The organism is Vibrio sp. 10N.261.51.A3, from assembly GCF_041471965.1.
In the GTDB taxonomy this organism is placed as follows: domain Bacteria; phylum Pseudomonadota; class Gammaproteobacteria; order Enterobacterales; family Vibrionaceae; genus Vibrio; species Vibrio crassostreae_C.
Genome location: NZ_JBFRPK010000044.1, coordinates 12,290 through 38,812, shown reverse-complemented (window position 1 = coordinate 38,812; position 26,523 = coordinate 12,290). Strand labels below are relative to the sequence as shown.

The 26,523-nt window shown below is 44.1% G+C and carries 21 protein-coding genes and 2 pseudogenes; 7 read left to right on the top strand and 16 right to left on the bottom strand.

The genetic code is table 11. From position 1 onward, the window contains the following. Positions 1–113 precede the first annotated feature (113 nt). On the top strand, positions 114–362 hold the full coding sequence (locus tag AB4371_RS11740) for a YkgJ family cysteine cluster protein (RefSeq protein WP_017059389.1): 249 nt from the start codon (positions 114–116) through the stop codon (positions 360–362). Between the two features lie 20 nt (positions 363–382). On the opposite strand, the pseudogene AB4371_RS11735 reads toward AB4371_RS11740, so the two are convergent. Next, positions 383–724: pseudogene (locus AB4371_RS11735) on the bottom strand (DDE-type integrase/transposase/recombinase); the annotation flags it as partial. A gap of 140 nt (positions 725–864) precedes the next feature. Between AB4371_RS11735 and AB4371_RS11730 the strand changes: the two are divergent. The 5 genes from AB4371_RS11730 to aqpZ all read left to right on the top strand — a co-directional run bounded on the left by AB4371_RS11730 (position 865) and on the right by aqpZ (position 7,138). Beyond that, the gene (locus tag AB4371_RS11730; RefSeq protein ID WP_017070321.1) at positions 865–1,830 is read left to right on the top strand and encodes a LacI family DNA-binding transcriptional regulator; all 966 of its coding nucleotides are present in this window, start codon (positions 865–867) and stop codon (positions 1,828–1,830) included. A gap of 68 nt (positions 1,831–1,898) precedes the next feature. Continuing rightward, positions 1,899–3,632, top strand: coding sequence for an alpha-glucosidase (locus AB4371_RS11725; protein WP_102320046.1), 1,734 nt, complete (start codon positions 1,899–1,901; stop codon positions 3,630–3,632). A 59-nt stretch (positions 3,633–3,691) separates the two neighbouring features. Then, on the top strand, positions 3,692–5,320 hold the full coding sequence (locus AB4371_RS11720; protein ID WP_372149792.1) for a PTS transporter subunit IIBC: 1,629 nt from the start codon (positions 3,692–3,694) through the stop codon (positions 5,318–5,320). A gap of 79 nt (positions 5,321–5,399) precedes the next feature. Next, the gene (locus tag AB4371_RS11715; protein WP_372149790.1) at positions 5,400–6,206 is read left to right on the top strand and encodes an endonuclease/exonuclease/phosphatase family protein; all 807 of its coding nucleotides are present in this window, start codon (positions 5,400–5,402) and stop codon (positions 6,204–6,206) included. Positions 6,207–6,448: 242 nt separating this feature from the next. Then, positions 6,449–7,138 (top strand): aquaporin Z, encoded by a 690-nt coding sequence (aqpZ, locus tag AB4371_RS11710; protein ID WP_048610468.1) that lies wholly within the window; start codon positions 6,449–6,451, stop codon positions 7,136–7,138. 66 nt (positions 7,139–7,204) lie between these two features. Here the strand turns inward: aqpZ and recR are convergent, their stop codons facing one another. The 7 genes and pseudogenes from recR to AB4371_RS11675 form a co-directional block, all read right to left on the bottom strand. Next, a complete protein-coding gene (recR, locus tag AB4371_RS11705) occupies positions 7,205–7,804 on the bottom strand; it encodes a recombination mediator RecR (protein WP_019823189.1) in 600 nt (199 codons plus the stop codon). Between the two features lie 78 nt (positions 7,805–7,882). Next, positions 7,883–8,212 (bottom strand): YbaB/EbfC family nucleoid-associated protein, encoded by a 330-nt coding sequence (locus tag AB4371_RS11700; RefSeq protein ID WP_017062338.1) that lies wholly within the window; start codon positions 8,210–8,212, stop codon positions 7,883–7,885. Between the two features lie 152 nt (positions 8,213–8,364). Further along, the gene (gene dnaX / locus AB4371_RS11695; RefSeq protein ID WP_372149788.1) at positions 8,365–10,587 is read right to left on the bottom strand and encodes a DNA polymerase III subunit gamma/tau; all 2,223 of its coding nucleotides are present in this window, start codon (positions 10,585–10,587) and stop codon (positions 8,365–8,367) included. 18 nt (positions 10,588–10,605) lie between these two features. Continuing rightward, positions 10,606–11,151, bottom strand: a complete 546-nt coding sequence (apt, locus tag AB4371_RS11690) for an adenine phosphoribosyltransferase (RefSeq protein WP_017062340.1) — start codon at positions 11,149–11,151, stop codon at positions 10,606–10,608. 161 nt (positions 11,152–11,312) lie between these two features. Next, a complete protein-coding gene (locus AB4371_RS11685; RefSeq protein WP_029225617.1) occupies positions 11,313–11,684 on the bottom strand; it encodes a YbaN family protein in 372 nt (123 codons plus the stop codon). A gap of 74 nt (positions 11,685–11,758) precedes the next feature. Continuing rightward, positions 11,759–11,896, bottom strand: a complete 138-nt coding sequence (locus AB4371_RS11680; protein WP_017067606.1) for a hypothetical protein — start codon at positions 11,894–11,896, stop codon at positions 11,759–11,761. Positions 11,897–12,044: 148 nt separating this feature from the next. Continuing rightward, positions 12,045–13,148 (bottom strand): annotated as a pseudogene (locus tag AB4371_RS11675) (response regulator). 228 nt (positions 13,149–13,376) lie between these two features. On the opposite strand from AB4371_RS11675, the gene AB4371_RS11670 reads away from it, so the two are divergent. Beyond that, entirely contained in the window at positions 13,377–14,252 is an 876-nt protein-coding gene (locus AB4371_RS11670) for a LysR family transcriptional regulator (RefSeq protein ID WP_017062344.1), read from the top strand. A gap of 100 nt (positions 14,253–14,352) precedes the next feature. On the opposite strand, the gene purF is transcribed toward AB4371_RS11670, so the two are convergent. The 8 genes from purF to AB4371_RS11630 form a co-directional block, all read right to left on the bottom strand. Then, on the bottom strand, positions 14,353–15,867 hold the full coding sequence (gene purF, locus AB4371_RS11665) for an amidophosphoribosyltransferase (RefSeq protein WP_017062345.1): 1,515 nt from the start codon (positions 15,865–15,867) through the stop codon (positions 14,353–14,355). A 34-nt stretch (positions 15,868–15,901) separates the two neighbouring features. Then, positions 15,902–16,393, bottom strand: coding sequence for a CvpA family protein (locus AB4371_RS11660; RefSeq protein ID WP_009848678.1), 492 nt, complete (start codon positions 16,391–16,393; stop codon positions 15,902–15,904). Positions 16,394–16,454: 61 nt separating this feature from the next. Then, a complete protein-coding gene (locus AB4371_RS11655) occupies positions 16,455–17,030 on the bottom strand; it encodes an SPOR domain-containing protein (protein WP_017063432.1) in 576 nt (191 codons plus the stop codon). Then, positions 17,031–18,293 carry a bifunctional tetrahydrofolate synthase/dihydrofolate synthase gene (gene folC, locus AB4371_RS11650; protein ID WP_372083699.1) on the bottom strand — a complete coding sequence of 421 codons (1,263 nt, stop codon included), beginning with the start codon at positions 18,291–18,293 and terminating at the stop codon, positions 17,031–17,033. A 42-nt stretch (positions 18,294–18,335) separates the two neighbouring features. Beyond that, positions 18,336–19,262, bottom strand: coding sequence for an acetyl-CoA carboxylase, carboxyltransferase subunit beta (gene accD, locus AB4371_RS11645; RefSeq protein ID WP_017062348.1), 927 nt, complete (start codon positions 19,260–19,262; stop codon positions 18,336–18,338). Positions 19,263–19,438: 176 nt separating this feature from the next. Beyond that, complete coding sequence (gene truA, locus AB4371_RS11640; RefSeq protein ID WP_004734161.1) at positions 19,439–20,233, bottom strand: tRNA pseudouridine(38-40) synthase TruA; 795 nt, start codon at positions 20,231–20,233, stop codon at positions 19,439–19,441. 194 nt (positions 20,234–20,427) lie between these two features. After that, on the bottom strand, positions 20,428–25,299 hold the full coding sequence (locus AB4371_RS11635) for a FimV/HubP family polar landmark protein (protein WP_372149786.1): 4,872 nt from the start codon (positions 25,297–25,299) through the stop codon (positions 20,428–20,430). Between the two features lie 207 nt (positions 25,300–25,506). Next, complete coding sequence (locus AB4371_RS11630) at positions 25,507–26,520, bottom strand: aspartate-semialdehyde dehydrogenase (RefSeq protein ID WP_017062350.1); 1,014 nt, start codon at positions 26,518–26,520, stop codon at positions 25,507–25,509. Positions 26,521–26,523: the final 3 nt, after the last annotated feature.

Here is a 26,523-nt window from a genome sequence, read left to right as displayed (position 1 = left end):
CCCATAAAAAGTTCAAGGATAATAATTGTTCATTCTTTGATTCAATCAACAGCTGTCACTCTCATCATTTTTTGCTACTATCGCGCACCCTGTTATTTAGTGAGTTTAATTTGATGGAATGTCGCCTAGGTTGTGGAGCATGCTGTATCGCTCCAAGTATTACATCTGCTATTCCTGGAATGCCTAATGGTAAGCCTGCTGGGGTACGCTGCATCCAATTAAATGAGCAAGATCTCTGCAAATTATTTGGTCAACCTTCACGCCCGAAGGTATGTCACCAATTCAAAGCTTGCCCTGTCATTTGTGGTAAAACCGACCAAGAAGCCCTTGATAACCTGATCGAGTTAGAAGCTATTACCTAAGCGTATTAGCCCTTTTCTATATCCCAGCAATTTCTTTTCCTACTCATACTTTGCTTTAGGTTATAGGTGCTTATGAGGCCTCAATAGTCTTTCAAACAATACTGACTACCTCGCTATGAGTAATAACCGTTTCAGGAAACTCTCGGCGAAATAAAGCCATCGATAAGACATCACAGATCAATGAGGCCTTTATTCTCGTACCCATAAACCAACCAATAACTTGCCTTGAATAAAGGTCAATAATGGCAACTAATTATAGCCAATATTTGTTTGTAGCTACGTCGGTGATATCTCCTGCCCATTTTTAAATTAGCAGTCGTTGCACTGAAGACCTGAGCGAGCAAGGCCGTAACTACGGGTATTCAGTTCAGGTCAAGAAGTGGACAATATCTTATAAACTTGAAGTACTATGTGTATATCATCAGGTAGCGTTTTTATTTACTTTGTTGTCAGCCAATATATTGGATAATATGGCAATAATACATTATGGAAGGAAAATGTGATGAGTAAAAAAATGACCATGGCGGAGATTTCAAGACAGCTTGGAATTTCAACAATGACCGTGTCACGTTACTTTAATGACGGTTATGTCTCGGCTGAAAATCGCCTTAAAATTGATGCTATCGTCAAAGAAAATCATTATACCCCTAATATATTTGCTCGTTCCATTCGTAGCCAATCTAATATTATTGGTTTCGTTGCTCCTCGCATTGAGTCATATACAACTAGTTTAGTAATCAAAGGGGCACTGGCGGCTGCCAATGAATCACAAGTACGAATGCTTTTTCATGCCTCAGGGTTTAACCATGAGTCAGAATGCCAAGCTGTGAGAGAGTTTAATGGCTTAAATGCATTGGGCACTATTATTATTGCTTCAAAGCACAGTGTCGAAGAGACGTTTTATCAAACCTTAGACAATGTGTTATTTATTGGTAAAAACACCCCCCACCATTGCTGTTTATATTACCCCGACCATGCTGCAATTAAAGCACTCGTTTCCCAAACCATCACTCAGTTAAAACAACAGCAGGCACCGCTGGCAGCCGTACATTATATTTATGATGAGCGTATGCTTTCCAGCCGTACTAAGTTGATGCAAGCCACCATTACTGACACCGTCCCTGAGTTGAATTTTTCACTACAAGCTCTAGCCAACTCGGAGGACAAAGCCGGCTACCAGGCAATTCAATTACAGCCTAATCATGTCTACTTTTGTGCCACCGATAATATTGCTATTCGTTTATATCGTCGCGCCAAAGAACAGCAACTCAAGATTGGTCATAACTTATGGATTGTAGGCATGGGTGACTATGACTACAGCGATTTGTTAGTCCCAAGCCTGACTACTGTCGCTTTTAACTACTATCAAGTGGGCTACCAAGCTGTCAAAAAATTGCTCAAGCGCGATTTCAGTTCCGTTGAAGGCACATTCGACATAAGAATGAGAGAAAGTTCACAGTTTCTCTGAAATTGTATTGAGTCCAAATAGGTTCCATTTAACACTATGTGTTAACGATAACACACATAGTATAACCGATGACACTCGCTAATAATCTACACTCAAAACCACTCGCGTGGTGGAAGAAAGCAACTGCCTACCAAATTTATCCCCGTAGTTTTTATGATACAAACCAGGACGGTATTGGTGACATCAATGGGATCATTGCTAAGCTAGATTATCTTGCTGATTTGGGCATTGATTTAATATGGATCTGTCCATTCTACGCATCACCGAATGATGATAACGGTTACGATATCAGTGACTATCAAGCGATTCATCCTGACTTTGGAACCCTTGAGGATGTGGATAAATTAATCACTGCTGCTCATGAACGTGGCATTCGCATTATTATGGATTTAGTGATAAACCACACTAGCGATGAGCATCCATGGTTCATCGAATCGCGAGATAACAAAGATAGCCCTAAGCGTGATTGGTATATTTGGCGTGATGGTTGTGAGCCTACAGCTGAAAAGCCGACTTGCGAACCAAATAACTGGGAAAGTATTTTTCATGGTAGTGCATGGGAATATGATGACAAAACTGCACAATATTATTTGCACCTATTTTCTAAAAAACAGCCAGATCTTAATTGGGAAAACCCTGAAGTTAAACAAGCACTATTTAAAATGATTCATTGGTGGTTGGAACGAGGTATTGATGGTTTCCGTGTCGATGCAATTAGCCATATTCAAAAACAAGCTGGTTTACCCTCTTTACCCAATCCAAAGGGTGAAAACTATGTCTCTTCATTCGATTATCATATGAATGTGGCTGGGATTGAAAAACATCTGTATGAGTTAAAAGAGCAGGCGTTTTCGCCTTTTGATATCGTGACCGTTGGTGAGGCCAATGGGGTGACGGCCGACAACGCATTGCCTTGGGTTGCTGAAGCGACCGAGCACGATCAAGGTGGTGTTTTTAACATGATTTTTCAGTTTGAACACATGAAGCTATGGTCGGAAGAACAAAGCAACGAGAATTTCGATCTCGTGGCGTTCAAACGCATTTTATCGCGTTGGCAAGATGCCTTAGAAGGTAAAGGCTGGAATGCGCTTTATTTAGAAAACCACGATCAAGCTCGTAGTATTGATACTTTTGCCGATCCTAACTCTAGGTATGCCAGTGCTACCGCGTTAGCGAGTTGTTATTTCTTGATGAAAGGAACTCCATTTATTTATCAGGGCCAAGAGATTGGTATGGTAAATCATCAGTTTACTTCTCTTGACGAATTTAACGATGTGTCTGCGAGAAATTTAATTCAAAAGCTATCGCAACAAGGTCAGAGCGATGCCGATATCTTAGCCTTGTTAAATCAAGTATCCCGCGACCACAGTCGCTTGCCAATGCAATGGAATGACCAGGATTTTGCCGGTTTTTCTGAGGTGCAACCTTGGTTCTCGGTGAATCAACAGTATGCAGATATCAATGTTGAGCAACAACAGCAAGATCCAAATTCGATCTTAGGTTTCTATAAGCAGTTGATTGCTTTGCGTAAGTCACATGAAAGCTTAGTGGTTGGCCGTTATCAATTACTGCTAGCTAACGATCCTAATATCTATGTTTATCAACGTGTTGCTCAAGATATGACATGGACCATTATTACCAATTTAAGTCCACAAGAGAGCGTTGTTGATATCGACTGCACCCAATTAGGCGAGTTAATGCTTGATAATCAGAATATTAACAATGAACACGTTCGCTCAGATTTTATAACAACGCAAATAGCCCCCGCTTATGCCGCGTATATATTTGCAAGAAAGCACTAAATTATATTTATGGCTAGGCGCTGATAACGTTAGCCTGTATTTAAATCAAGGAACTATTTATGAGTAAGTTACTATCGTTTGATTTTTGGCAACGATTTGGGAAGTCCCTTATCGTTGTTATCGCGGTGATGCCTGCCGCTGGTATCATGATATCACTAGGTAAAGTGGTCGCAATGTATGCGGGTGGGTTTGGTGCCATTGAAACACTAGGCGCTATAATGGAAAACATAGGTTGGGGGATCATTGTTAACCTTCACCTATTATTTGCGGTCGCGATTGGTGGCTCGTGGGCAAAAGAGCGTGCAGGTGGCGCATTTGCCGCGCTAATTGCCTTCATCTTAATCAACCGTATCACTGGGGTTATATTGGGCGTGGATAACGCTATGCTCAGTGACCCAGAAGCGGTTGTGATGAGCCTATTTGGTTCTGAGTTACCTGTCTCTCAATTCTTCACGAATATTTTGGGTGCTCCTGCCCTAAATATGGGTGTGTTTATCGGTATTATGTCTGGCTATTTAGGTGCCAACTTATTTAACCGCTATCATGACTTCGCTCGCTTACCTCAGGCATTAGCATTTTTCAACGGTAAGCGTTTTGTACCTTTTGTTGTTATTTTCTATTCGCTGATTATTGCGTTTGGTTTATCTGTAATATGGCCTTTAATTCAAGGTGCGCTTAATGATTTTGGTCAATGGATTGCTACCTCTAAAGACACTGCGCCGATCACTGCTCCTTTCTTGTATGGTACGTTAGAGCGTTTATTACTGCCATTTGGTTTACACCACACTTTAACTATTCCAATGAATTACACCGAGTTGGGTGGTACTTATGAGCTTTTGACTGGGATGAATGCGGGCTCAAGTGTTTATGGTCAAGATCCATTATGGCTTGCTTGGGTCAGCGATTTAAATAATCTTAAATTAAGCGATCCGACAACTTACCAACACCTGTTAGATACGGTGCACCCAGCACGCTTTAAAGCAGGCCAAGTTATTATCGCAGCCTCTTCATTGATTGGTATTGGACTTGCGATGTATCACTGTGTTGATAGTGATAAGCGCGCACAATATAAGCCAATGTTCTTATCTGCCTGTCTTGCTGTGTTATTAACCGGTGTGACTGAGCCTATTGAATTCATGTTTATGTTTATCGCTCCCGTTTTGTATGTTGCACATGCTGTGTTAACAGGAGTTGCATTTGCGTTGGTCGATGTGATGGACCTACGTGTACATGCCTTTGGTTTGATTGAGTTACTCACTCGTATACCTATGATGGTTTCAGCGGGCATCGGTGGTGATCTGGTTCGCTTTGCATTAGTTTCTATTATTTTCTTTGTGATTAACTATGGATTGTTCCGCTTCCTAATCGTGAAATTGAAGTTACCAACACCGGGTCGTATGGGTAACTACCTGGATGAAAGCTCAGAATCGATGTCAGAAGATGAGAAGATGAACATTATTATTCAGAATTTAGGTGGCCGTGCCAATATTGCTGAGATTGATGCTTGTATGACTCGCTTGCGTATTACAGTTAATGATCCGAAGTTGGTTGCTGAATATGCGTCATGGAAGCCGACAGGGGCTCTTGGTGCTGTGATTAAAGAACAGGGTGTACAAGTTATTTATGGCCCTGGGGTGGATGTTATTAAATCTAAGTTAATAGAGAAATATTCAGCACAACCTGCGTAATTCTTTTTAGATCAAATAACCTCGAGAAACGCAGCCTTGCGCTGCGTTTTATCTCACTAGAATAAATAAGTGAATAATAATGAAGTTAATGACACTAAATACCCACAGTTGGCAAGAAGAAAAACAGCTAGAAAAGTTAGATGTGGTCGCGCAAGCCATTATCGAGCAAGGGTGCGATGTGGTTGCATTACAGGAAGTGAATCAACATCAAGATAGTCCGGCCGTTGATGCCAATATATTAACCAATCACACTGTGTTGGCGAATAACTATGGTTATTTATTACAGAAAAAACTCATGGAATACGGCCATCACTACCAACTTACGTGGGATTTCGTTCATCAAAGTTATGAAGTATATCAAGAGGGGCTCTCATTTTTAACGCGACTACCGATTGTCGAACATGAGGTCATTGATTTAAGTGATAACTATGATGTGAGCTTTTGGAAACATCGGCGAGCAGTGCGTATTAAAGTGACCTCTCAACAGGGTGATTTTAATCTTTATAATTGTCATTGTGGCTGGTGGAATGACTCAGAGAACTCATTTGAGGAGCAGTTCGACCGAATCAAGGCAACTTTACCAACAGAGTTGAGCTTTCTATTAGGCGATTTCAACAACCCAAGCCATATACGTAATGAAGGCTATGATTACGTATTACAACGCGGTTTGATGGATTGTTATGAAGTTGCTGAAATCAAAGATGATGGAACCACTGTCATTAAAAACATTGATGGTTGGGAGCAAAATAGCCAAGCGTTACGCATTGATTTAGTACTTAGTAATCAGCCTGTAGTGGTAAAGCAGCATAAGGTGATTTTTAATCACGATTTTTATCCGGTTGTATCAGATCACTTTGGGGTGTTGGTAGAAGTAGAACTTACTTAATTTTTATCAACTCATCGTAGTTTAAATAAAAAGAATACTGACACAAATACGGCTAATTATCAGGTCACTCTTACTTGCTAAAATAGCGATAGAATACGACTGACCTTAACGATCTTTAGTGCGAGTTCGAAGTGATTACATAAGATTCTCTGTTCTTTCTTTCAACTATATACACAAGATTTCACACTTCTGCGAAATCTAAACTATCTTGTTGATACTGGTACAGATTAATAAGGATCGTTATGAATAGGTATATTGCAGAAATGTTCGGTACATTTTGGTTGGTGTTAGGGGGTTGTGGTAGTGCCGTCTTGGCCGCTGCTTTTCCCGATGTAGGTATCGGCTTACTCGGGGTTTCCCTCGCGTTTGGTTTAACCGTACTCACCATGGCTTTTGCTATTGGCCATATATCCGGCTGTCATCTCAACCCTGCTGTTACAATAGGTCTTTGGAGCGGTGGTCGCTTTGATGCCAAAGACGTCGCACCTTATATTATTGCCCAGGTCATTGGCGGTATTATCGCGGGTGGTGTGTTATTCGTGATTGCTTCAGGCCAAGCAGGCTTTGACGCTGCGGCATCTGGCTTTGCTTCAAATGGTTACGGTGAACACTCACCGGGCGGCTATTCACTTACCGCTGCACTGGTCTGTGAAGTGGTCATGACCATGGTGTTCCTGTTCGTGATCATGGGCGCGACTGATTCGAAAGCCCCTGCTGGGTTTGCACCGATCGCAATTGGTCTCTGTTTGACCTTGATTCACCTTATCAGTATTCCCGTAACCAATACTTCTGTGAACCCTGCTCGAAGTACCGGCGTGGCTGTATTTGTCGGTGACTGGGCCGTTTCGCAATTATGGCTATTCTGGGTTGCACCGATTATTGGTGCCGTGATTGGCGCGATGATATACAAAGCGGTAAGAGGTTCAGATTAAGCGCTGAAAAACGTCTAAAGCAATAAAAGAAAAAGCCGCTTAGTGATGCTTCACCAAGCGGCTTTTTTAGATCTTATGACGACCGAGTAAGGAGTGCGAAAGCGTGGTGCCATCCACCAGCTCTAGCTCACCACCAACGGGAACACCATGAGCGATACGGCTAGCGTTCACTTCATGGGCATTACATAGCTCAGCAATGTAGTGCGCTGTCGCTTCCCCTTCAACTGTTGGGTTAGTCGCTAGGATTACTTCAGAGATATCACCACGACGCAGGCGGTAGTCCAAAACATCGAGACCGATGTCACTTGGACCAATACCATCAAGTGGTGAAAGGTGGCCCATCAATACAAAGTAACGGCCTGAATATTGGCCAGTCGCTTCTATTGCTGCAATGTCTGCAGGGCTTTCTACTACACAGATTTGACCATTTTCCTGACGTTTAGGATTGGTACAAATGTGGCAAGTATCTTCTTCAGTAAAAGTACGGCACTCATTACAGTGACCAATTTCGGTCATTGCTTGGCTAAGAGCTTCAGCCAATTGTAGGCCGCCTTTTCTATCGCGCTGTAACAAATGAAAGGCCATACGCTGCGCCGACTTGGGGCCAACCCCAGGTAGACAACGTAAGGCCTCCATCAAATGCTCCAGCATATGACTGGTACGCATATTTAACCGTTCTAATGTTCAAGTAATAGCCTGTTCAACACAAACCACCACCTGAATTAACCTTTAAGAATAAGTTACTTAGAAAGGCATCTTCATACCTGGTGGAAGTTGCATTCCGCCAGTTACGCTAGCCATTTTCTCTTTTTGAGTTTCTTCAACGCGACGAGCCGCATCGTTGAAAGCAGCAGCGATAAGATCTTCAAGCATCTCTTTATCGTCTTCCATTAGGCTTTCATCGATATCAACACGGCGAACGCTGTGGCTACCAGTGATCGTTACTTTTACAAGGCCAGCACCTGACTCACCTGTAACTTCCATATTTGCGATTTCTTCTTGAAGCTTTTGCATGCGCTCTTGCATTTGCTGGGCTTGCTTCATCATGTTGCCCATACCGCCTTTACCAAACATGTTAATACTCTCTGGTCTAATTGGTTTATTAAAATTAATTAAGCTATACGAGCTTAAATGGGGGTTAAAACAGTGTGATTCAACCCCTCGATGTTCAGTTCTCAGATTTGCTTATCTGGGATGATATGCCGGTCACTAAACAAGAAAACGTTCTAGATAGGACGAACGCTGTCTCTGTCGAGTTCAGCGGCAAAACGTCTTTCAATGAACTGTACGTTGGCATCGTTTTCTAAAGCGGTAAACGCGTCTTTCAACTTACCTTGGTACAACCTTTCTCGTAATTCTAGCGGCGTTTCTCCACCATCACCGATTTCAACACTCAAATGACACTCTTCTCCAAGCACAGTATTGAGAGACTGCAATAATTCACTCTGTGCACGGTCCGTATTCAAGTGAGCTTGGCTCGCTCTTAACGTTAAAGTGATTGATGTGTCGTTTTTAGCAAACACTGAGTTCAATGCTAACTGTTCAACAAGCTTGGCTGTCTCTAGCTTTTGAATCGTGGCGGACCATTCATCTTGAGCAATCGACTCTTGAAGCAATTTGTCGACCATTTCTGGTGTCTTAATATGCTCTAACGCACGCTTGATCTGAGTAGGTGTAAGCTCTTTGCTCACCTCTTTCACTACAGGTTTAGACGGTTTCCAGCGATAAGGTTCATTATCGTTGGTCACATTTTCTGTCGAAGAGGCTGATAAAGAAGCTGGCGACACCCGCTCAGAACCACCGTGTTGCTGAGCAACTCGATCAAGAACTGAAGTTTTAGCTGGTGTCGCTTTAGCCTTTTTTGGCGCCGAGCCTTTGTTTTCTGTTGCCGCGCTGCCTCTACGTTGAGAACGTAATTGGTGGCGTAAACCACTCACAGGCGAAGTTGCACGCGCTGGCTGCTCTTGCGGAGCAGAAGGTGCAACGCTTGGCTGTTGAACCGGACTCTGGTTTTGATAATTCGTTTGTTGCTGCTGAGGCTGCTCTGCACCGTAGCTTGGACGCTCATCATAAGCAGGAGGCGCGTCATACTGGCTATGCGGGTAATCCTGCTCAGGATAACCTTGGTTGCCTGAATGTTCAGCGTAACCTTGCGAATCTGAATACTGTGCTGGAGTCTGTTGCACGGGTGGCTGCTGCATAGCTTGCTGTTGAGGCGCCTGTTGTTGCATCTGAGGCTGTCTCGGAGCTGCCATTGGCGCAGGTTGACTCACTGACTGAGCAACGTTCTGAACCGGATTCTGAGCTGCAGGAGCAGGCGCTGGGCTAGTCGACTCAGTCGAGATAGCCGTAGCAACAGTTTGCTCAGCAGGTCTGAATGCCAACATACGCAGAACCACCATCTCAATACCAACGCGAGCGGTTGGCGACAATGGTAAGTCTTCACGACCTTTCAACACGATCTGGTAATAGAGTTGAATGTCTTGTGGGCTAAGCGCTTTGCTCAGTAGTTCAAGCTTCTCAGCGTCAGGCTGTGCCTTATCTAATGTAGATGGCAAAGCTTGGAACATCGCAAGACGATGCAGTTGGGCCGCAAGCTGATTCAGCAAACCATCCCACTCAACACCGTTCTCAGCAAGGCTTTGGATACACGCCATCGCTTGCTGTGGCTGCTTACTGCTAATCGCTTCAAGCAAGTGGATAGCTTGGTCGGTATCCAGTGTTCCGAGCATGTGAGCAACAGTATCTGTTACGACATTGCCATTACCCAATGCGATAGCTTGGTCTGTAAGGCTTAGCGCATCACGCATACTGCCATCAGCGGCATGAGCAATCATTCCAAGCGCACGAGATTCAGACGTCACATTTTCTTGTTCAAGAATATGATCGAGTTGCTCGTGGATATTATCAACGCTAATCGGCTTAAGATGGAATTGCAGACAACGCGACAATATCGTCACAGGAAGCTTTTGCGGATCCGTTGTTGCGAGCAAGAACTTCACATACTCAGGCGGCTCTTCTAAGGTCTTTAGAAGCGCGTTAAAACTGTGCCTAGACAGCATGTGTACTTCATCGATTAGGTAAACCTTGAAGCGACCACGTGCAGGCTTGTACTGAACATTGTCCAGAAGCTCGCGGGTATCTTCTACCTTAGTACGTGAGGCAGCATCGATCTCGAGCAGGTCAACAAAACGACCTTCATCGATCTCTTTGCAGGTTGCACACTCACCACAAGGGGTTGAAGTAATGCCTGTTTCACAGTTGAGTCCCTTAGCAAACAAACGGCCGATGGTCGTTTTACCGACACCTCGTGTACCGCTGAATAGGTAAGCGTGATGCAACCTATTTTGGCTAAGGGCATTCTCTAATGCTGTTAAAACATGGGCTTGACCAACCACTTCTTTGAATTTGGTTGGTCGCCATTTTCGCGCTAACGCAAGATAGCTCATGAATAATTCCGAAAAGGATTAGTGACCGTCGAATTCGCAGATGCTAAACACTTCTAGACCTAAGCCTTGTAAGCGCTTGTCACCACCGATTTCTGGAAGGTTAATAACAAATGCAGCGTGTTCTACCACACCACCAAGCTGACGAATCAACTTTGTTGTTGCTTCAATCGTACCGCCCGTTGCTAGCAAGTCATCAACCATAAGCACTTTATCGCCTTCAACGATAGCATCAGTATGGATTTCTAGAGTGTCGGTGCCGTACTCAAGCTCATAAGATTGTGCCACAGTTTGACGAGGCAGCTTGCCCGGCTTACGAACAGGAATGAAGCCAACACCTAGCTCAAGTGCCAAAGGCGCACCAAATAGGAAACCACGAGCTTCAGTACCAACGATCTTAGTAAAGCCCATGTCCTTGTATGTTTCCGCTAGCAGGTCGATAGTCGCTTTGTAAGCTACTGGATCTTCCATCAAGCTTGTTACGTCACGGAACAAAATACCCGCTTTAGGGTAATCAGGAATGCTTTTGATGCTTGCTTTGATCAGAGAGATTTTTTCTGTGTTCATAATCTTATGCACTTCATTAGGCCGCTTTCCAAACTCTCGTTAACGAATCAAACATCAACGCTCGGAATTAAGGAAAGGTACGATTGGTATTCATTGCAACGAGAGTCATAACTCTGATTGCTGAAATAATAAACGCCCGCTATACAAGCAGGCACACTGGCTTAATGGTAGTGATTTTCTTTGCTGTCAGCAACCAACTCATGGGTTGGAAGTCGCATAAACCATGTGAGAAGAATAACAAGTACACAAATTAGGAAAGCCTTGACCCAAATGATAGGGGCAAAGTAGATGGATAACGCAAAACTCAACAAGATAAAGAATACGCCACGCGTTTTAACTTGTTTGGTGACGGCACCGTGTTGATACCAATTGTTCAGCAAAGGACCCAGCGTTTTGTGCTCATGCATCCATTTATGAACTTTCGGATTGCTTCGCATGAAGCATGCGCTGGCAAGAAGGAGAAAAGGAGTGGTTGGCAGAACGGGCAAAACTATCCCTAGAACTGCGAGAAATATACAAAGGCCACCAGCAATATTGAGGCTTAAAACTCGAACGCTAATTGTGGCCTCCTTGAGTTAGCTATCACCAATCGGCGACGACAGCTTAACTAGAATGTTGCGTAACCATTGAATACACGGATCAACGTAAGTGTTGCTGGTAGCAATGGAATCATTAAAAATGCGGCTAAAAATCCTAAAAAGTAGAATACATTAAACGGGTCTTGAAAGTCTTTGTTATCTGCCATGATTGCTTCTTGTTTTTGTTAGTGAAGGTAAGTATCCGGCGAACCAAACCCGCTTTGCTAAATCGACATTTAACAAAAAAGGCATAGCCACACCATTTGCGCAACTATACCTTAATCAATTATTCACAAAAACCGAGGAAATATAGGGTTAATCAGTAGACCCTTGGTGTATGTCTAAACTAAAACTTGCCGCTCCAAGTAGGCTCAACGACAGTTGGCAGCCCTGTTCGATCGGAAGGTCCCGCGTAATAAAGTTCTTCTTGCAGTTCTCACCCAAGCGCTCACCTGCTGCAATATATTGATTCAATTAACCATTCGACCATTGCCCGTCTAGACCCGCAGGCAAAATGGAGATGGTTCCCTCGGCAAGGTCAGCAACACCAAACAAGGCATTCACTGGGGTGGAGCATTTAGAGCAACGAATCCCCTTCTCTAAGATTTCAGCAATATCTTTGAGATCAACATTAAAATCTTTTCTGTTTCTTATGTAATCGTGGAACAGCGCTCTCACTAACAATGTTGTCGCGGAGCCGCCATTATCAGACGACGATGAATCGACGAGGTAAAAAGCAAACTGCCCGTTCATCATCCACGCATAGTCAAACACAAGTGGCATCATCTCTGTTGATTGCAGTAACCGGTAACTGCAACGCCATGAGCCTTGTCGCGTATCTTTCTCTGGAAGCAGCGCATGCAGTAAGTCTTTTGCTGCGCTTGGGTTATCTTGAAGGTAATTCAGGTGCCAATGCAGTTCTTGGTCTTCAGGGATCTCTCCCCCATCATCCACACAGAACCATTGGCTCGAAAAATCTCGTTGGTCTGAAATGTTATCGAACGAATCTGTCAATGTATTCGCAATCGCACTTCCTAGGTGACGGTGATCCTCTAACGGCTTCGCCAAGAAGTCTTTAATACCAAATCGCAAGGCTTTCGCCACGTCAGACATGTCATCAGTGCCAGACACAACGATCATAGGCAGTGACGGGTACTCTAAACTGAGCTCTTCCACAAGCTCTATGCCATCAAGTATTGGCATTGATAAGTCAAACACAATTAAATCTGGCGCTGAGTCTCTAAGTTTCTGCAAAGCGTCCAGTCCATTTTCAGCCTCAACCACTTTATAACCGACCTTGTCTAGGTACGCGCTGGTTATACGGCGAAAAATAGGATCATCATCAACCAACATCACGCATTTTTGGTTAATTACTTCCTGAGCCGAGGTCATTACTGGCTGACTGTGAGTTTTGTACATAATCTATAACCTCACAAAACTAAGTCGAATTATTATTGTTATCTGTTCTAAGAACTAATATAAAACTTAGTAATAAAATGCTAAATACACAAATTTGCACTCTTTACTGGTAATTCGTGACGAGGGTTGGAATACTTGTAAATAGTGCAACGAGTTGACGTAACGCAAACATTGATCTCACTGTTACGTATAAATTAGATGAGATTGTAAACAAATGTGTCTGGATTTATGAAATTAGATGATTTAAACCTCTTTCGACTCGTCGTTGAAAATGGGAGCTACACCGCAACATCGCGCAAGACTATGATTCCGGTTGCGACCATCACACGACGCATCCAAGCCTTAGAAGATTCTTTGAACCTTAGGCTTCTCAATAGACACGCGCGTAAACTTTCTTTAACAGAGGCAGGCGAACGTTTCTTCAATGAATGCTCTCCGCTGTTGCAACGTCTCTCTTCTACTGCAGAAGAGTTAACTGACGTGTGCAAAGGCGCTTCCGGTAAGATTCGTATTACGGCACCCTCAAACCTGACCAAGCGCATGATGATGCCAATGTTCAGTGAATTCATGATTCAATACCCTGATATCAATATTGAGCTGATGATGAACAACCAAGCGGATCAGCTGGATCCAACGGAGTGGGACGTAATTTTCCGAGTCGGCCCTCAGCGTGATTCAAGCCTAATCGCTCGAAAAATCAGTGAAGTCAAAGATATTCTTATCGCGAGCCCTGAGTACTTAGCGAAGAACCCAGCTCCAAGCCATGCTGAAGAGCTAGCGAACCATTCGCTACTCAAAGGCTACCCGCTGATTAAGTGGCAGCTGAGTAATTCGAATGAAGAGACGGTGGTGAATAGCGAGAAAGGCCGTTTCAACGCCAATGCGCTTAATGTCGTAAGACAAGCGTGCTCAGAAGGCCTAGGTATCACCCTGATGCCTGACGTGATGATTCGTGAATACATTGAAGATGGCAGCTTAGTGCAAGTCTTAGAAGACTGGAGCGCTAACCCTCGTGATATTTACATGCTTTATAACCACAAAGACCATCTACCAGAGAAAGTGAGATTGTTTATTGATTTTGTGATCGCATACCACATTCATTAAGGTCAATCCCCTTCTCTATAAACAAAAAACCAGAGCCGATGCTCTGGTTTTTTATTTTCTCTATCGCTAGCGAAACTCTGTATGACTAACGAAACGCTAGTTAAGCGCCTTCGTTGTGTAACTCTAAGTTAGCAAGATCTTGTTGAATCTCACGCTGAACCTTTGAGTCGTCATTACGCAAAGAGTCTAGGAAATCTAGGTACACTTGGTCGATATCGCCCGTTACATACTCGCCGTTAAATACAGAAGTATCAAAACGAGAGATGTCTTGATTGCCCATGCCCACTGCAGAAATCAGATCTGGTAGCGTTTGGAAAATCAAGGCGTCTGCGCCAATCTGCTTACAAATCGTTTCGTTATCACGACCATGAGCAATCAACTCTGTCGCGCTCGGCATATCAATGCCGTAAACGTTAGGGAAGCGAACCTCTGGAGCAGCTGAAACCATGAAGACCTTATTTGCGCCAGAATCACGAGCCATCTCAATGATCTGCTCTGATGTTGTGCCGCGAACGATAGAATCGTCAACCAGAAGAACGTTCTTACCTTTAAACTCAGAGCGAATTGCGTTGAGCTTACGGCGAACCGACTTCTTACGTTGTTGCTGACCTGGCATGATGAATGTGCGGCCAACATAGCGGTTTTTCACGAAACCTTGACGGTATGGCTTATTGATCGCTTGAGCGATTCGTAGCGCAATATCGTTTGATGTTTCAGGGATTGGAATAACTACATCAATGTCTAAGTCTGCGTACTCTTCTTTAATACGCATACCAAGCATCTCACCCATCTCAACGCGTGCGCTGTAAACCGAGATTTTGTCGATGAATGAATCTGGGCGTGCAAAGTATACAAACTCAAAGATACATGGGTTTAGTTGTGGGTTGTCTGCACATTGCTTAGTGAAAAGCTCACCGTCAAACGTTGCGTAGATAGCTTCACCTGGTGCTACGTCGCGCATGAAGTCGAAACCAACAGCATCGAGTGCTACCGATTCAGACGCAACCATGTACTCTGTTTTACCTTGAACTTCACGCTTACCAAGACACAATGGACGAATACCATGTGGGTCACGGAATGCGATCATACCGTGGCCGATGATCATCGCCGTTACGGCGTAAGCACCACGAATTGTACGATGCACATTTGCCACAGCGCGGAAAACGTCATCTGAAGTTACGTTACCTTTAACAGTATCGATCTCATGAGCTAATACGTTCAGTAGAACTTCAGAGTCAGAGGTTGTGTTTACATGACGACGGTCTTTTTCGAACAACTTCTCACGAACTTCGTTTGCGTTCGTCAGGTTACCGTTGTGCGCCAACGTAATGCCAAAAGGAGAGTTTACGTAGAAAGGCTGAGCTTCAGACGCACTTGAACTACCCGCAGTAGGATAACGAACATGGCCAATACCAACTTCACCTTGTAGGCGCTGCATGTGTTTTGCTTCAAAAACATCTTTTACTAAACCGTTCGCCTTACGCAGACGGAAACGATTGCTTTCTATGGTACAAATACCAGCGGCATCTTGGCCACGATGCTGCAATACCGTTAAAGCGTCATAAATAGACTGGTTTACAGGTGTTGAACCCACGATTCCAACAATACCACACATGTCCTAATCCTCGATTTTTCGACATTAACTGGCGCTAGAGCGCGCCAGATAAGAAACTAGATGTTGCTTGTAAATGCTCGAAGAACGGCGCAATGATTCGACTAAATTCTGGAACCAATTGCGAATTCTTCCACCACTCAGAACTTGGGAATGCAGTAAACGCATCCATGAAAAACAACACTGCTGACACAATCAGAACACCACGTAAGCCACCAAAGACGACACCGAGGATTCTGTCTGTACCTGACAGGCCTGTTTTCTGAACTAGTTGACCGATGACATAGTTAACTAAGGCACCCACAACTAACGTTGCAACAAACAATGCTGCTATCGCAGTTCCGTTTCGAAACATCTCATCTTCGATATTGGTGAAGTACATCGCTAATTTAGCGTAGTACTGGCTAGCAATAAAAAATGCTCCAAACCAAATAACGAGTGACAAGGCTTCTTTAGCGAAACCACGAACTAAACTGATCACGGCAGAGAAGCCGATCACGCCTAAAATGACAAAATCTAACCAATTCATGAATTCTTCATCTTAAGTTGGCGCGCATTTTAACAGAAAAAATGCTGACGCAAACGTTTTCTTATGGATTTAACGGTTTAAATTTGAGCAACTGGCCTTTTGAACCCGTAATTTTTTCTAATTCCTTAATTTGTCGCTCAAGTTTGGATTTAGAGACATCCGGGCCAATAATTACTCGCGTAAAAGTTTTTTCTTGCTTGGTGTGAGCCTGATAACCGCGCTTTTGCAGATCCTTAACAACGTTTTTTGCGTTGTCAGCATTCTTCAAAGCCATCAATTGAATAATCCAAGCACTGTCTTGGTATTCATTTTTTTCAGGTACCGGCTTAACCACAACTGCCACTTTGTCTGCTTCTTTATCATTAGAAGAAGACGCGGTTTGCGTGTTTGAATTATCAGTACGACCACTTTCAACCACTTGCTCAACCGGAGAATCCGGTAGCGCTATCTGATCTTCAACGGGATCGAGTACTTCAAACACTTCAACATTACTATCAAGCTCAGGCTTAATTGGAATGCTTGCAAACTCTTCTTTGTAGTGGAGCTTCTTACCATCTAGTACATCGGGCAATACAATCACGCCAATGGCCACTAAAATGATGGTGCCGACTAACCGGCTTTGGAATTTACTTGCCATTTAGTTTCCTTTTTTCTGCCAATGCTCCAACACTTCACCCACTGTATGGAAAGAACCGACAACCAACACAACATCGTCACCTTTAACAGAAGCTAAAGCCGCTTCAAAAGCTGTGACAGGGTTTGAATGCTGCTCTACGCCTTCGGGTAGGCCTTGACACAATTCAGCAGCTGTCGCTGCGCGTGGCCCTTGCAATGAAGCTGGATACCAATGAGTTGTGATTGGCGCTAATACTTCCAATGTCGCGGGGATATCTTTGTCATGAAGCATGGCGACTACAACGTGTAAATTTTTGCCTGCATACTTCTTCGCGACTTGCTGCGCAAAGTACTCAGCAGAATGCGGGTTGTGCGCCACATCAAGCACAATCACGGGTTGTTCGCTAATTTGCTGCATACGACCTGGAAGCTGCGCATTCTTCATGCCGTTAACCACGTTCACGTCGCTAATACTAAGCTCTGATGTGCCCAATGCCATCAACGCTGTTGCAGCGTTAGGTAACGGCAGGCTTGGAATAGGTAGTGATTCTAGTTGGAATGCACCACTGCGCCAGTTCCACGTATCACCGTCAACATCATAAGTGTATTGAATACCGACTTGGTAGAACTCAGCCTTAATGTCATCAGCGTGCGCTGCAACCGTAGCCGGTGGCTTGGGTTGACCACAGATAGCGGGTTTACCGCTACGATAAATGCCCGCTTTCTCAAAACCAATCACATTGATGTCATCACCTAGCCAGTCAACATGGTCGACAGCCAAACTAGTAATCACAGAAACATCATGCTCAACGATATTGGTCGCGTCTAAACGCCCGCCTAAACCCACTTCTAAAAGCACAACATCAACCGCTTCAGTTTGAAATGCACGTAACGCCGCTAAAGTGCCATATTCGAAAAAACTCAGGCTGATTTCGCCACGCTCTTTCTCAATGAAATCGAAAGACTGAACCATCTTTTCATCAGATAGATCTTGGCCGTTGATACGAACACGTTCGTTATAGCGAATTAAGTGAGGAGAGCTGTAGACACCAACTGAGTAACCAGCGTCCAATAGAATCGCTTCCATCAGTGCACATGTTGAGCCTTTGCCATTGGTTCCGGCAACAGTAATAACATGTTGAGCAGGTTTGGTGAGGTTTGCCTTAGAGGCGACGGCCTGAACTCGGTCTAATCCAAGATCAATAGCGCTTGTGTGGATGTTTAATAAATAATCAAGCCACATCTCCAAAGAGGATGTGGCTTGAGGAATAGGTTGTTGACTCATCTAACTCATAACCATAATTAAGTTGGTTTGTTAGAAGGTACTTTACCCTTTTTCTGGCGCTTCTGGTACTTCATAAGTAGCTTCATTCGGTGAATCGTTCACAGAAACTACTAATGGTGAAGGCTGGTTGGTCATTTTAGCAACAAGGCTTGCAACGCGCTGACGCATCTCACGACGGTCAACAATCATGTCGATAGCACCGTGGTCTAGTAGGAACTCACTGCGTTGGAAACCTTCAGGAAGGTCTTCACGTACCGTTTGTTCGATTACACGACGTCCAGCAAAACCGATCAGTGCTTTTGGTTCACCAATATTGATATCGCCAAGCATTGCCAAACTTGCAGAAACACCACCCATTGTTGGATCAGTCATAACTGAAACAAACGGTAGGCCTTTCGCAGATAAACGCTCAAGCGCAGCACTGGTTTTCGCCATTTGCATTAGAGACATCAATGCCTCTTGCATACGAGCACCACCACTTGCAGAGAAACACACTAAACCACAGTTGTTCTCGATAGCAGCATCTACCGCTTTCACGAAACGAGCACCAACAACAGAACCCATTGAGCCGCCCATGAATGAGAATTCAAAAGCACACGCTACGATAGGTAAACCCAATAGTTCGCCTTTCATTGCAACTAATGCGTCTGTTTCACCACTGTTCTTTTGAGCAGCAGAGATACGTTCTTTGTAACGCTTAGAGTCTTTAAACTTCAGCTTGTCTTGTGGCTCAAGATCAGCACCTAGTTCAACACGCTCACCTTTGTCTAGGAATGTATCCAGACGACGACGTGCTTTCATGCGCATGTGATGGTCACATTTTGGACATACTTCTAGGTTACGCTCTAGTTCAGCATGGTACAGAACCTGCTCACAAGAAGTACATTTCGTCCAAACACCCTCAGGGATAGACGCTTTACGAGATGTTACGATGTTGCTTTTTTCTAAAATCTTTTCAAGCCAACTCATGGAAGACCTTTTTGTTTCGATTCTTCCGCTTGATTGCGAAAGAAATAAATTTGGGAATTATGCGTGGGAATTAAAGCACATAAAACAGCGACTGTAGATAAAAAACTGGTTGTACCTATTTCCTGGGACTATCTTACGCACTAAACCGTAATAATTTTTGAACCTAAGTCTCACATTTAGTTCAAATTATCCGGTAAAAATAGAGGACCAATTGGCTCTCGTGGTAGCTCAAAATGTTCAGGATAATCAACATCCACCAGATACAAACCTTCCGCTTTTGCAGTTGCGCCGGCTACTTTTCGATCTTTAGCTTCTAAAAGCCACTGGATCCACTCTGGTTTCTGCTCACCTTTACCTACGGCAATAAGGCTACCCGTAATATTCCTCACCATGTGGTGAACAAACGCATTCGCTTTAATATCGATCACAATGTAGTGTCCATGACGAGTCACGTTCAAGTGAATCATGTTTCTCCATGGGCTACGAGATTGACAGTGTGTTGCCCTGAACGAAGTGAAGTCATTCTCACCAAGTAAGTACTGACCCGCTTCATGCATTTTTTTCTCATCAAGATGACCATGATAATGGCTCACACCTGAATTCAAAATGCCTGGGCGTAGTGCATGGTTAAAGATAATGTAGCGATAACGGCGGGCAGTAGCCGAGAAACGAGCATGGAAATCCTCATTCACTTCTGTCGCCCAACGAACCGCAATATCTTTTGGCATGTTGGCATTCGCGCCCATTGTCCATGCCACCATTTTACGATCGACATTAGTTTCAAAGTGAACGACTTGTCCCGTACCGTGAACACCGGCATCTGTACGACCTGCGCACATAACTTCTACAGGGTGATTCGCGACAACTGAAAGAGCCTTTTCCAATTCTTCTTGGACACTTTTCACGTCTCGTTGGCGCTGCCAACCAAAGTAGTGGGTACCGTTATATTCAATACCTAAAGCAATTTTCATGTTCTTGTTCTCTTTGAAAATGGGCGAGAAGTATATACGGAAATCAGTGCTAGCCCAAATAGGATGGGGCTAAAACTTCAATAAACAATCAGCATCGACCGAGACGATGCTGTTGAAAAACCAAATGAAACGATAGCGCTCTGTATCGCCTTAAAATAAAGGGTAGCCAACGCTACCCTTTCTGATTTGTAAATTTATCGACCGTTTAACGTATCGATAAGATTTTTTGCCTCTCGACGAATATCATCGCTGCCGTCAACGATTGCCTCTTCTAGAAGCTTAATTGCCCCTTGCGAGTCACTCATCTCGATGTAGATTTTGGCCAAATCAAGCTTACCCGCAGCTTCTGCATTGCTGTCGACATCATAATTGCCAATATCACCGATAACATCAGGGAATTCGTTAAGACCCACATCCAGTTTAAGCTCTTCATCGTCTGGATTAATGACTTCTTCACCTTCTTGCTCGACTTGAGCCATTAGCTCATCAATCGTCATGTACTGCTTATCACGACTGTTGCCTGATTCGGTTAAATTGTCTTGTTCAGCCCAATTCTCTTCTTTGATTTTCGGTTCAGCTTGCTGTTCAGCCGATGCCCAAATCTCTTGTTGGTCATCAGGCACATCATTATGCATGCTCGATTGTTGTTCTGGCGCTAGGTTAAAGCCTTTCCAGTCTTCGCCGCCGACTTCAAGCATGGCGTCAATATCTAACCCTGCGCTATCAATCGAAGTTGCGTCCAATGGCTTATCGAACATGTTGTCGACAGAGTCTTGAACATCTTCAGAAAGCAACTCAGCTAATGCTGTCTCATCAAAGTCATCAAAGCCTTCTAGTGGCTCGTCTTGAATCGCTGCAGGCGTTGAGTTTGGCTCTGAAGCCGCGCTCAGTGATTGTTCTGGCTGTGCAAAACCAGCCGGTTCAGAGTCTTCAGCATTCGAGAAATCATCAGCCTGACTATAGCTCTGCGGATTTGAGAACAGATCATGCAACGCATCTTGCTCTTCGCCTTGTGGGCTGAAAGAAGTCAGTGGTGTTGGCTTCTCAGCAAACGCATCAGAGATGGCTTCATCTTCACCATATTCCGGTAAATCAAACTCATCGAACTCTACGCCTTGGGCTTCCGCCACCGGCTCGGCATTGCTTTGCTCAATATCATCTAAAACAGAGTCTGCTTTTGCGCTTTCTTCATCGTACTCCGGAAGATCAAGGTCATCGAACTCGAACTTCTCTGTGTCAGGCGCTAAGTCTTGCTCTAACTGTGCTTCATCTGGTTCACTCACCACTTCCGCTAACGCATCGTCTTCACCAAACTCTGGTAGTTCGAAGTCATCAAGCGAGAATTCTTCTTCGCTTTCTGGTTTCGCAGTTTCAACTTGTGGTGCAGCATCTAACTGAGGCTCAGCGGTAGGTTGCGATTCAACACTTGATTGAGAGTCTATAGCAGGCGTTGCTGGCTCTGTTGTTGATTCAGCATCAGCTTCCGCTAGTGCGTCTTCTTCACTAAACTCTGGTAAGTCGAAATCATCAAACGAAAACTCTTCGTCGTCTTGCGCCTGAGCTATAACTTGGGCTTCAGTTTGAGGCTCAACACTTGGTTGAGCATCAATAGCTGGCGTTACTGGTTCTGGTGTTGATTCAGCATCAGCTTCCGCTAGTGCATCTTCTTCATTAAACTCTGGCAATTCGAAGTCATCAAACGAGAATTCTTCTTCGCCTTCTTGTCCTAGAACTTCAGCTTGTTCTGCTACTTCCGCTTGTGGTGTAGCTTCAACTTTCGGTTCAGCGACAGGTGTCACTAGCTCTGGTGTTACGTCAGTTTCCGCTAATGCTTCTGGTTCAGACGCCTCATCTTCAATCAGCCAATCATCGTCTTCTGGCACACCAAATTCATTTGGAATGATCTCTGGCATGTTTGCAGCACGAACTGGCTCTGGCTCTGGCTCTGGCTCTGGCTCTGGCTCTGGCTCTGGCTCTGGCTCTGGCAAGGATTCAACGACATCTTCAAGCTGATCGCTACCTTGGATTTTCGGTTCAAAGTCAAAATCAGAGGTAACGTTAGCTGGCGACTCTACATCGTCGATAGCCTCAGCTAGCCAGTCTTCAACCGTCTCTTCATCATCTTCAGAGATATCATTTAAAGAGGATGGCGAAGCTTGCTCTTCAGAGCTAGCAGCAATGTCTTCACGCTGTTCTTGGACGTCGGTTCCTTTCGGCTCAGATTCTTGTTGTGCGCTTTCTTCTTGAACTCGCTCTTCAAAATCTGGTTTATCAAAATCAGAATTCTCAGATAACAGCGAGTCGATATCCAATTTATCATCCTCCACCGATGATGCGGTTTCTTGCGCTGATACTTCGTTGCTGTTTGAAAGAGGCGCTTGCTCTGATTCAACCGTATTTTCAATTGATGGTTCAACAGGCTCTTCTATTGCTGACAACAAATCATTGTCATCAGAAGTCATTAACTCATCAATCAACGCTTCGTCTGTTGTTTCTAGCGAGTCATCAAGCAAAGCATCCGTTGCTGGTGCAACACCGAACAAATCATCGATAAAACCATCACGATTAAAGGCTTCATCATTTTCTGGCTTAACGTCAGCGCTGTCTTGAATCAGTTCCGAATCTAACGATTCATCAGTAACGACTTCAGGTTGTAGTGTTTCACTAATGTCCGGATCTTGCTCAGGCTCACCTTCAGAGGTTAACGGAGTAAGCTCAACGTCTGAGTCCTTTTTAGGCTCCTCATTGGCGTTGTCCAAACCAAAGGCTGCGTCTAACTCTTTATCAAACGTCTTATCTTCAGATTCAAGCTCGTCTTCAATGCCACTTGTCAGTAAGTCATCAAATGGGTCTAGAGATTCTGATTTTGATGCATCCGCTAAAAGCTCATCATCTGACAATTCACTATCAAGGAAATCATCCAATAAGTCGGTACTTTCGGCGTCGAGTTCGAAATCATCGTCGTCAGAGTCACCTATTAATTCATCCAAGGTTTCCGTGCTGTCTTCTGCGATGTTGATGTCATCATCGGTCGATAAACCAGAAAGCTCTTCAAGCTCAGACAGAGAATCAAAGCCAAGAGGTTCGCTTTCAGACTCATCATCCGAATCGTCCCCTAGCATCTCATCAAGAAGGTCTGTCGAGTTACTTAGGTCTACGTCATCGCCTGCCAGTTGCTCATCAAGCAGATCAACGCTGTCTTGAGGTTCTTCATTTACGATGGGCTTATCGAACTGAGACAGAATGTTTTCGATATCATCATCAGACGCCAAACCACTGTTTAGGTTAGTGGCAATCTCATCGTCGCTATCGAGGTTGAAAGGGTCATTCGCTTGATCGTTCTGAGCAGCAACTTGGGCAAAGATGTCATCAATATCATCATTCGCTGTCGGTGAAGCTGGCTCAGGGGACTGTTGTTCAGAGATTAGAGCATCAATATCAAAATCGTCATTGCTCAAATCAACAGGCTTAGTCTCACTTTGTTGCTCAGAGATAAGCGCATCGATGTCAAAATCATCGCTTGCTGGTGTTTCAGTGCTAGAAGGCGAATCACTTTGCTCTTCCGAAATCAGAGCATCAATATCGAAGCTGTCGTCATCTTCGTCATCAAGAGCAAACAGATCATCTAATAAAGATTGGTCTAGCTCGTTGGAACCGAGATCTTCAGTTTCAGACTCTTGAGATAGTAAAGCTTCAATGTCATCAGCAGACATTGCGTTATCATCAGAAAGATCAAAGTCGACATCATCAGTATCGACGGCGCTTTCCGCTGTTTTGTCTAGCGCACGTTCCATCTCTTCAAGGCCAAGCGCTTTCTCTTCGCCATTAACACTAATGCCGTTGCTGCTGTCTAAATCTAGATCGTCGAAGTTGGTGTCTAAATCACCGTTTTCGCCAATGCTCGCAAATGGGTCATCGTCTTCACCATCTAGATTGAAATCGAGATCAGATTCATTTAAACCAGCAAAGACATCATCCTCTTCGGCTAGCGCTTGATCGTCAAACAGCTTGTTGGCGTCATCTTCCGTACCAAACAAGTCATCATCTAAAGACAGCTCGTTAAGGTCGTCCATCTCGTCGCCCAATGTAATAGGTGCAACGGTACTTGGTTCTGGCTGGAGCGGTTGTTCTTGAGTCGTCTGCTGTTGCTCATCATTTTTAGAACGACGGCCTAACAGCATCACAACGATCAAACCAATGAGCAGACCTGGAATAATCGCAAGAGCCGCCACTAACCAACCATTCGATAACAGTTCGTCCATGACACTTGGTGCCATCTTTTCAATTTCGGCGTTCTTTCTGCGCTCTTCATCAAGCAGCTTTTCCACTTCGCTACGAATGCGGTCTTCATCACTGAGCTCTGTTTTTAGCTCATCCACTTCCGATTGAACATTCGATAACATCAAACGAAGTTGGTGATTTTTCTCTTCAAGTGACAGCAGTTCAGTTTCTGAAAGCTCTAGCTGCTTCTCTAACTTGTTCATCTCTTGGGTTGGTGCAGATTGAGCTAGAGATGATTGAGTTGGAGACAATGGCTTTTTAGCAGTTTCAGTAGTGCTTACTTGCTTAGCAGGAGTAACATTTTTTGCATCAGAACTCGGCGCTTTGGGTTTTGAAGCGACAGGCTTACTTGCAGGAGCATCAAGCTTAGCAAGATGTGAGTTCATGATGTTGATAGCTTGCTGCGTCGAGCTTGCACGTGCTTGATCTAAAGAAGGCACGCGTAGATTGCTCGCAGGCAGCAGGCTATGGATATTCTGGTTTTCAAACGCTTGTGGGTTTAAGCGATAAATAGCCAACAGAGTTTGTTGGACTGAAACGGAGTTATCAGGGCGTAACTTTGAGGCAATAGACCACAATGTTTCTGAGCCGCGAGTTGGACCATAGAAACGTGAAGGCTCAGCGCTATTTGATTGCGCTCTTTGAAGTGGTTCTGAAAACGTAGGCGCTGATTGTATCTGGCCATTAGGCCCTAAAACTCGAATGGAATCTGCACGAACAACGGAAATCTGAGTCGCAATGATAAAGGCAAAAGGCATTAACCACGGCTTGAAAATTTGAAACATAAAAGGCTCAGCTAGGTGCTTAAATTCGGAAAAGTGATGATCTATTAAATATATCGGATAAATGACGTAAAACTATAGAGATGAAAACAAAAAATGTGTTGCAGCAACAATATTCGCAGCAATTTCACACAATTTGACTAACAATATTTTTAATCGATTAAAAAAGCCCCACTAAAGAGTGAGGCTTTTTTATCAAAGCAATAAAGCTTAGAAGTAATCGCGAATCAGAACTTCAGCGATTTGAACTGCGTTTGTTGCTGCGCCTTTACGAACGTTATCAGCGACAACCCACATGTTTACGCCACTGTGATGGCTGATGTCGTTACGAATACGACCAACCATTACGTGGTCTTTACCACCTGCATCACGAACTTGAGTTGGGAAGTCTAGCGCTTGGAATACTTCAACACCTTCTGTGTTCTCTAGAAGCTGAACCACTTGCTCTGCACCGATTGGTGCGCGAGTTTCAATGTGTAGAGATTCTGCGTGACCGTAAAATACTGGTACGCGGACACAAGTCGGGTTCACTGTGATTGAAGAGTCAGCAAAGATTTTTTGAGTTTCCCAAACCATCTTCATCTCTTCACGCGTGTAGCCGTTCTCTGTAAATTCATCGATTTGAGGAATACAGTTGAAAGCGATTTGTTGTGAGAACGCTGAGTTTTCAGCTGGCATACCGTTAAGAAGCTTAGCCGTTTGACCCGCTAGCTCATCGATACCTGGCTTACCTGCACCAGACACAGATTGGTAAGTTGAAACGTTAATACGCTCAAGGCCCACTTCATCGTGAATTGGTTTTAGCGCTACTACCATTTGGATAGTCGAGCAGTTAGGGTTCGCGATGATGTTACGGTTACGGAACTCAGCAATCGCTTCAGGGTTCACTTCAGGCACAACCAGAGGAACATCGTATTCGTAACGGAAGCGTGATGTGTTATCGATGACAACCACACCTTCATCAGCCGCAATTGGAGCCCAACGCTCTGAAAGCTCGCTACCTGCAGAGAAAAACGCAATATGTACTTGAGACCAATCGAAGTCTTCTACGTTTTGTACTTGTATTGTTTTGCCGTTAAAACGGGAAGTTTTGCCTTCACTACGTTCACTTGCTAGTAAGTGCATTTCACCGACAGGGAATTTACGCTCTTTAAGTACTTCAAGAATGGTTTCACCAACCGCACCAGTCGCACCTAAAATAGCAATATTAAATTCTTGGCTCATTGT

Coding starts and splice junctions, on each gene's coding strand:
- accD (WP_017062348.1), bottom strand. CDS start 19,262: ATGAGTTGGCTTGAAAAGATTTTAGAAAAAAGCAACATCGTAACATCT.
- AB4371_RS11655 (WP_017063432.1), bottom strand. CDS start 17,030: ATGGCAAGTAAATTCCAAAGCCGGTTAGTCGGCACCATCATTTTAGTG.
- AB4371_RS11725 (WP_102320046.1), top strand. CDS start 1,899: ATGACACTCGCTAATAATCTACACTCAAAACCACTCGCGTGGTGGAAG.
- AB4371_RS11715 (WP_372149790.1), top strand. CDS start 5,400: ATGAAGTTAATGACACTAAATACCCACAGTTGGCAAGAAGAAAAACAG.
- AB4371_RS11670 (WP_017062344.1), top strand. CDS start 13,377: ATGAAATTAGATGATTTAAACCTCTTTCGACTCGTCGTTGAAAATGGG.
- purF (WP_017062345.1), bottom strand. CDS start 15,867: ATGTGTGGTATTGTTGGAATCGTGGGTTCAACACCTGTAAACCAGTCT.
- AB4371_RS11635 (WP_372149786.1), bottom strand. CDS start 25,299: ATGTTTCAAATTTTCAAGCCGTGGTTAATGCCTTTTGCCTTTATCATT.
- recR (WP_019823189.1), bottom strand. CDS start 7,804: ATGCGTACCAGTCATATGCTGGAGCATTTGATGGAGGCCTTACGTTGT.
- AB4371_RS11680 (WP_017067606.1), bottom strand. CDS start 11,896: ATGGCAGATAACAAAGACTTTCAAGACCCGTTTAATGTATTCTACTTT.
- folC (WP_372083699.1), bottom strand. CDS start 18,293: ATGAGTCAACAACCTATTCCTCAAGCCACATCCTCTTTGGAGATGTGG.
- AB4371_RS11630 (WP_017062350.1), bottom strand. CDS start 26,520: ATGAGCCAAGAATTTAATATTGCTATTTTAGGTGCGACTGGTGCGGTT.
- aqpZ (WP_048610468.1), top strand. CDS start 6,449: ATGAATAGGTATATTGCAGAAATGTTCGGTACATTTTGGTTGGTGTTA.
- AB4371_RS11720 (WP_372149792.1), top strand. CDS start 3,692: ATGAGTAAGTTACTATCGTTTGATTTTTGGCAACGATTTGGGAAGTCC.
- AB4371_RS11700 (WP_017062338.1), bottom strand. CDS start 8,212: ATGTTTGGTAAAGGCGGTATGGGCAACATGATGAAGCAAGCCCAGCAA.
- AB4371_RS11660 (WP_009848678.1), bottom strand. CDS start 16,393: ATGAATTGGTTAGATTTTGTCATTTTAGGCGTGATCGGCTTCTCTGCC.
- AB4371_RS11740 (WP_017059389.1), top strand. CDS start 114: ATGGAATGTCGCCTAGGTTGTGGAGCATGCTGTATCGCTCCAAGTATT.
- AB4371_RS11730 (WP_017070321.1), top strand. CDS start 865: ATGAGTAAAAAAATGACCATGGCGGAGATTTCAAGACAGCTTGGAATT.
- apt (WP_017062340.1), bottom strand. CDS start 11,151: ATGAACACAGAAAAAATCTCTCTGATCAAAGCAAGCATCAAAAGCATT.
- truA (WP_004734161.1), bottom strand. CDS start 20,233: ATGAAAATTGCTTTAGGTATTGAATATAACGGTACCCACTACTTTGGT.
- dnaX (WP_372149788.1), bottom strand. CDS start 10,587: ATGAGCTATCTTGCGTTAGCGCGAAAATGGCGACCAACCAAATTCAAA.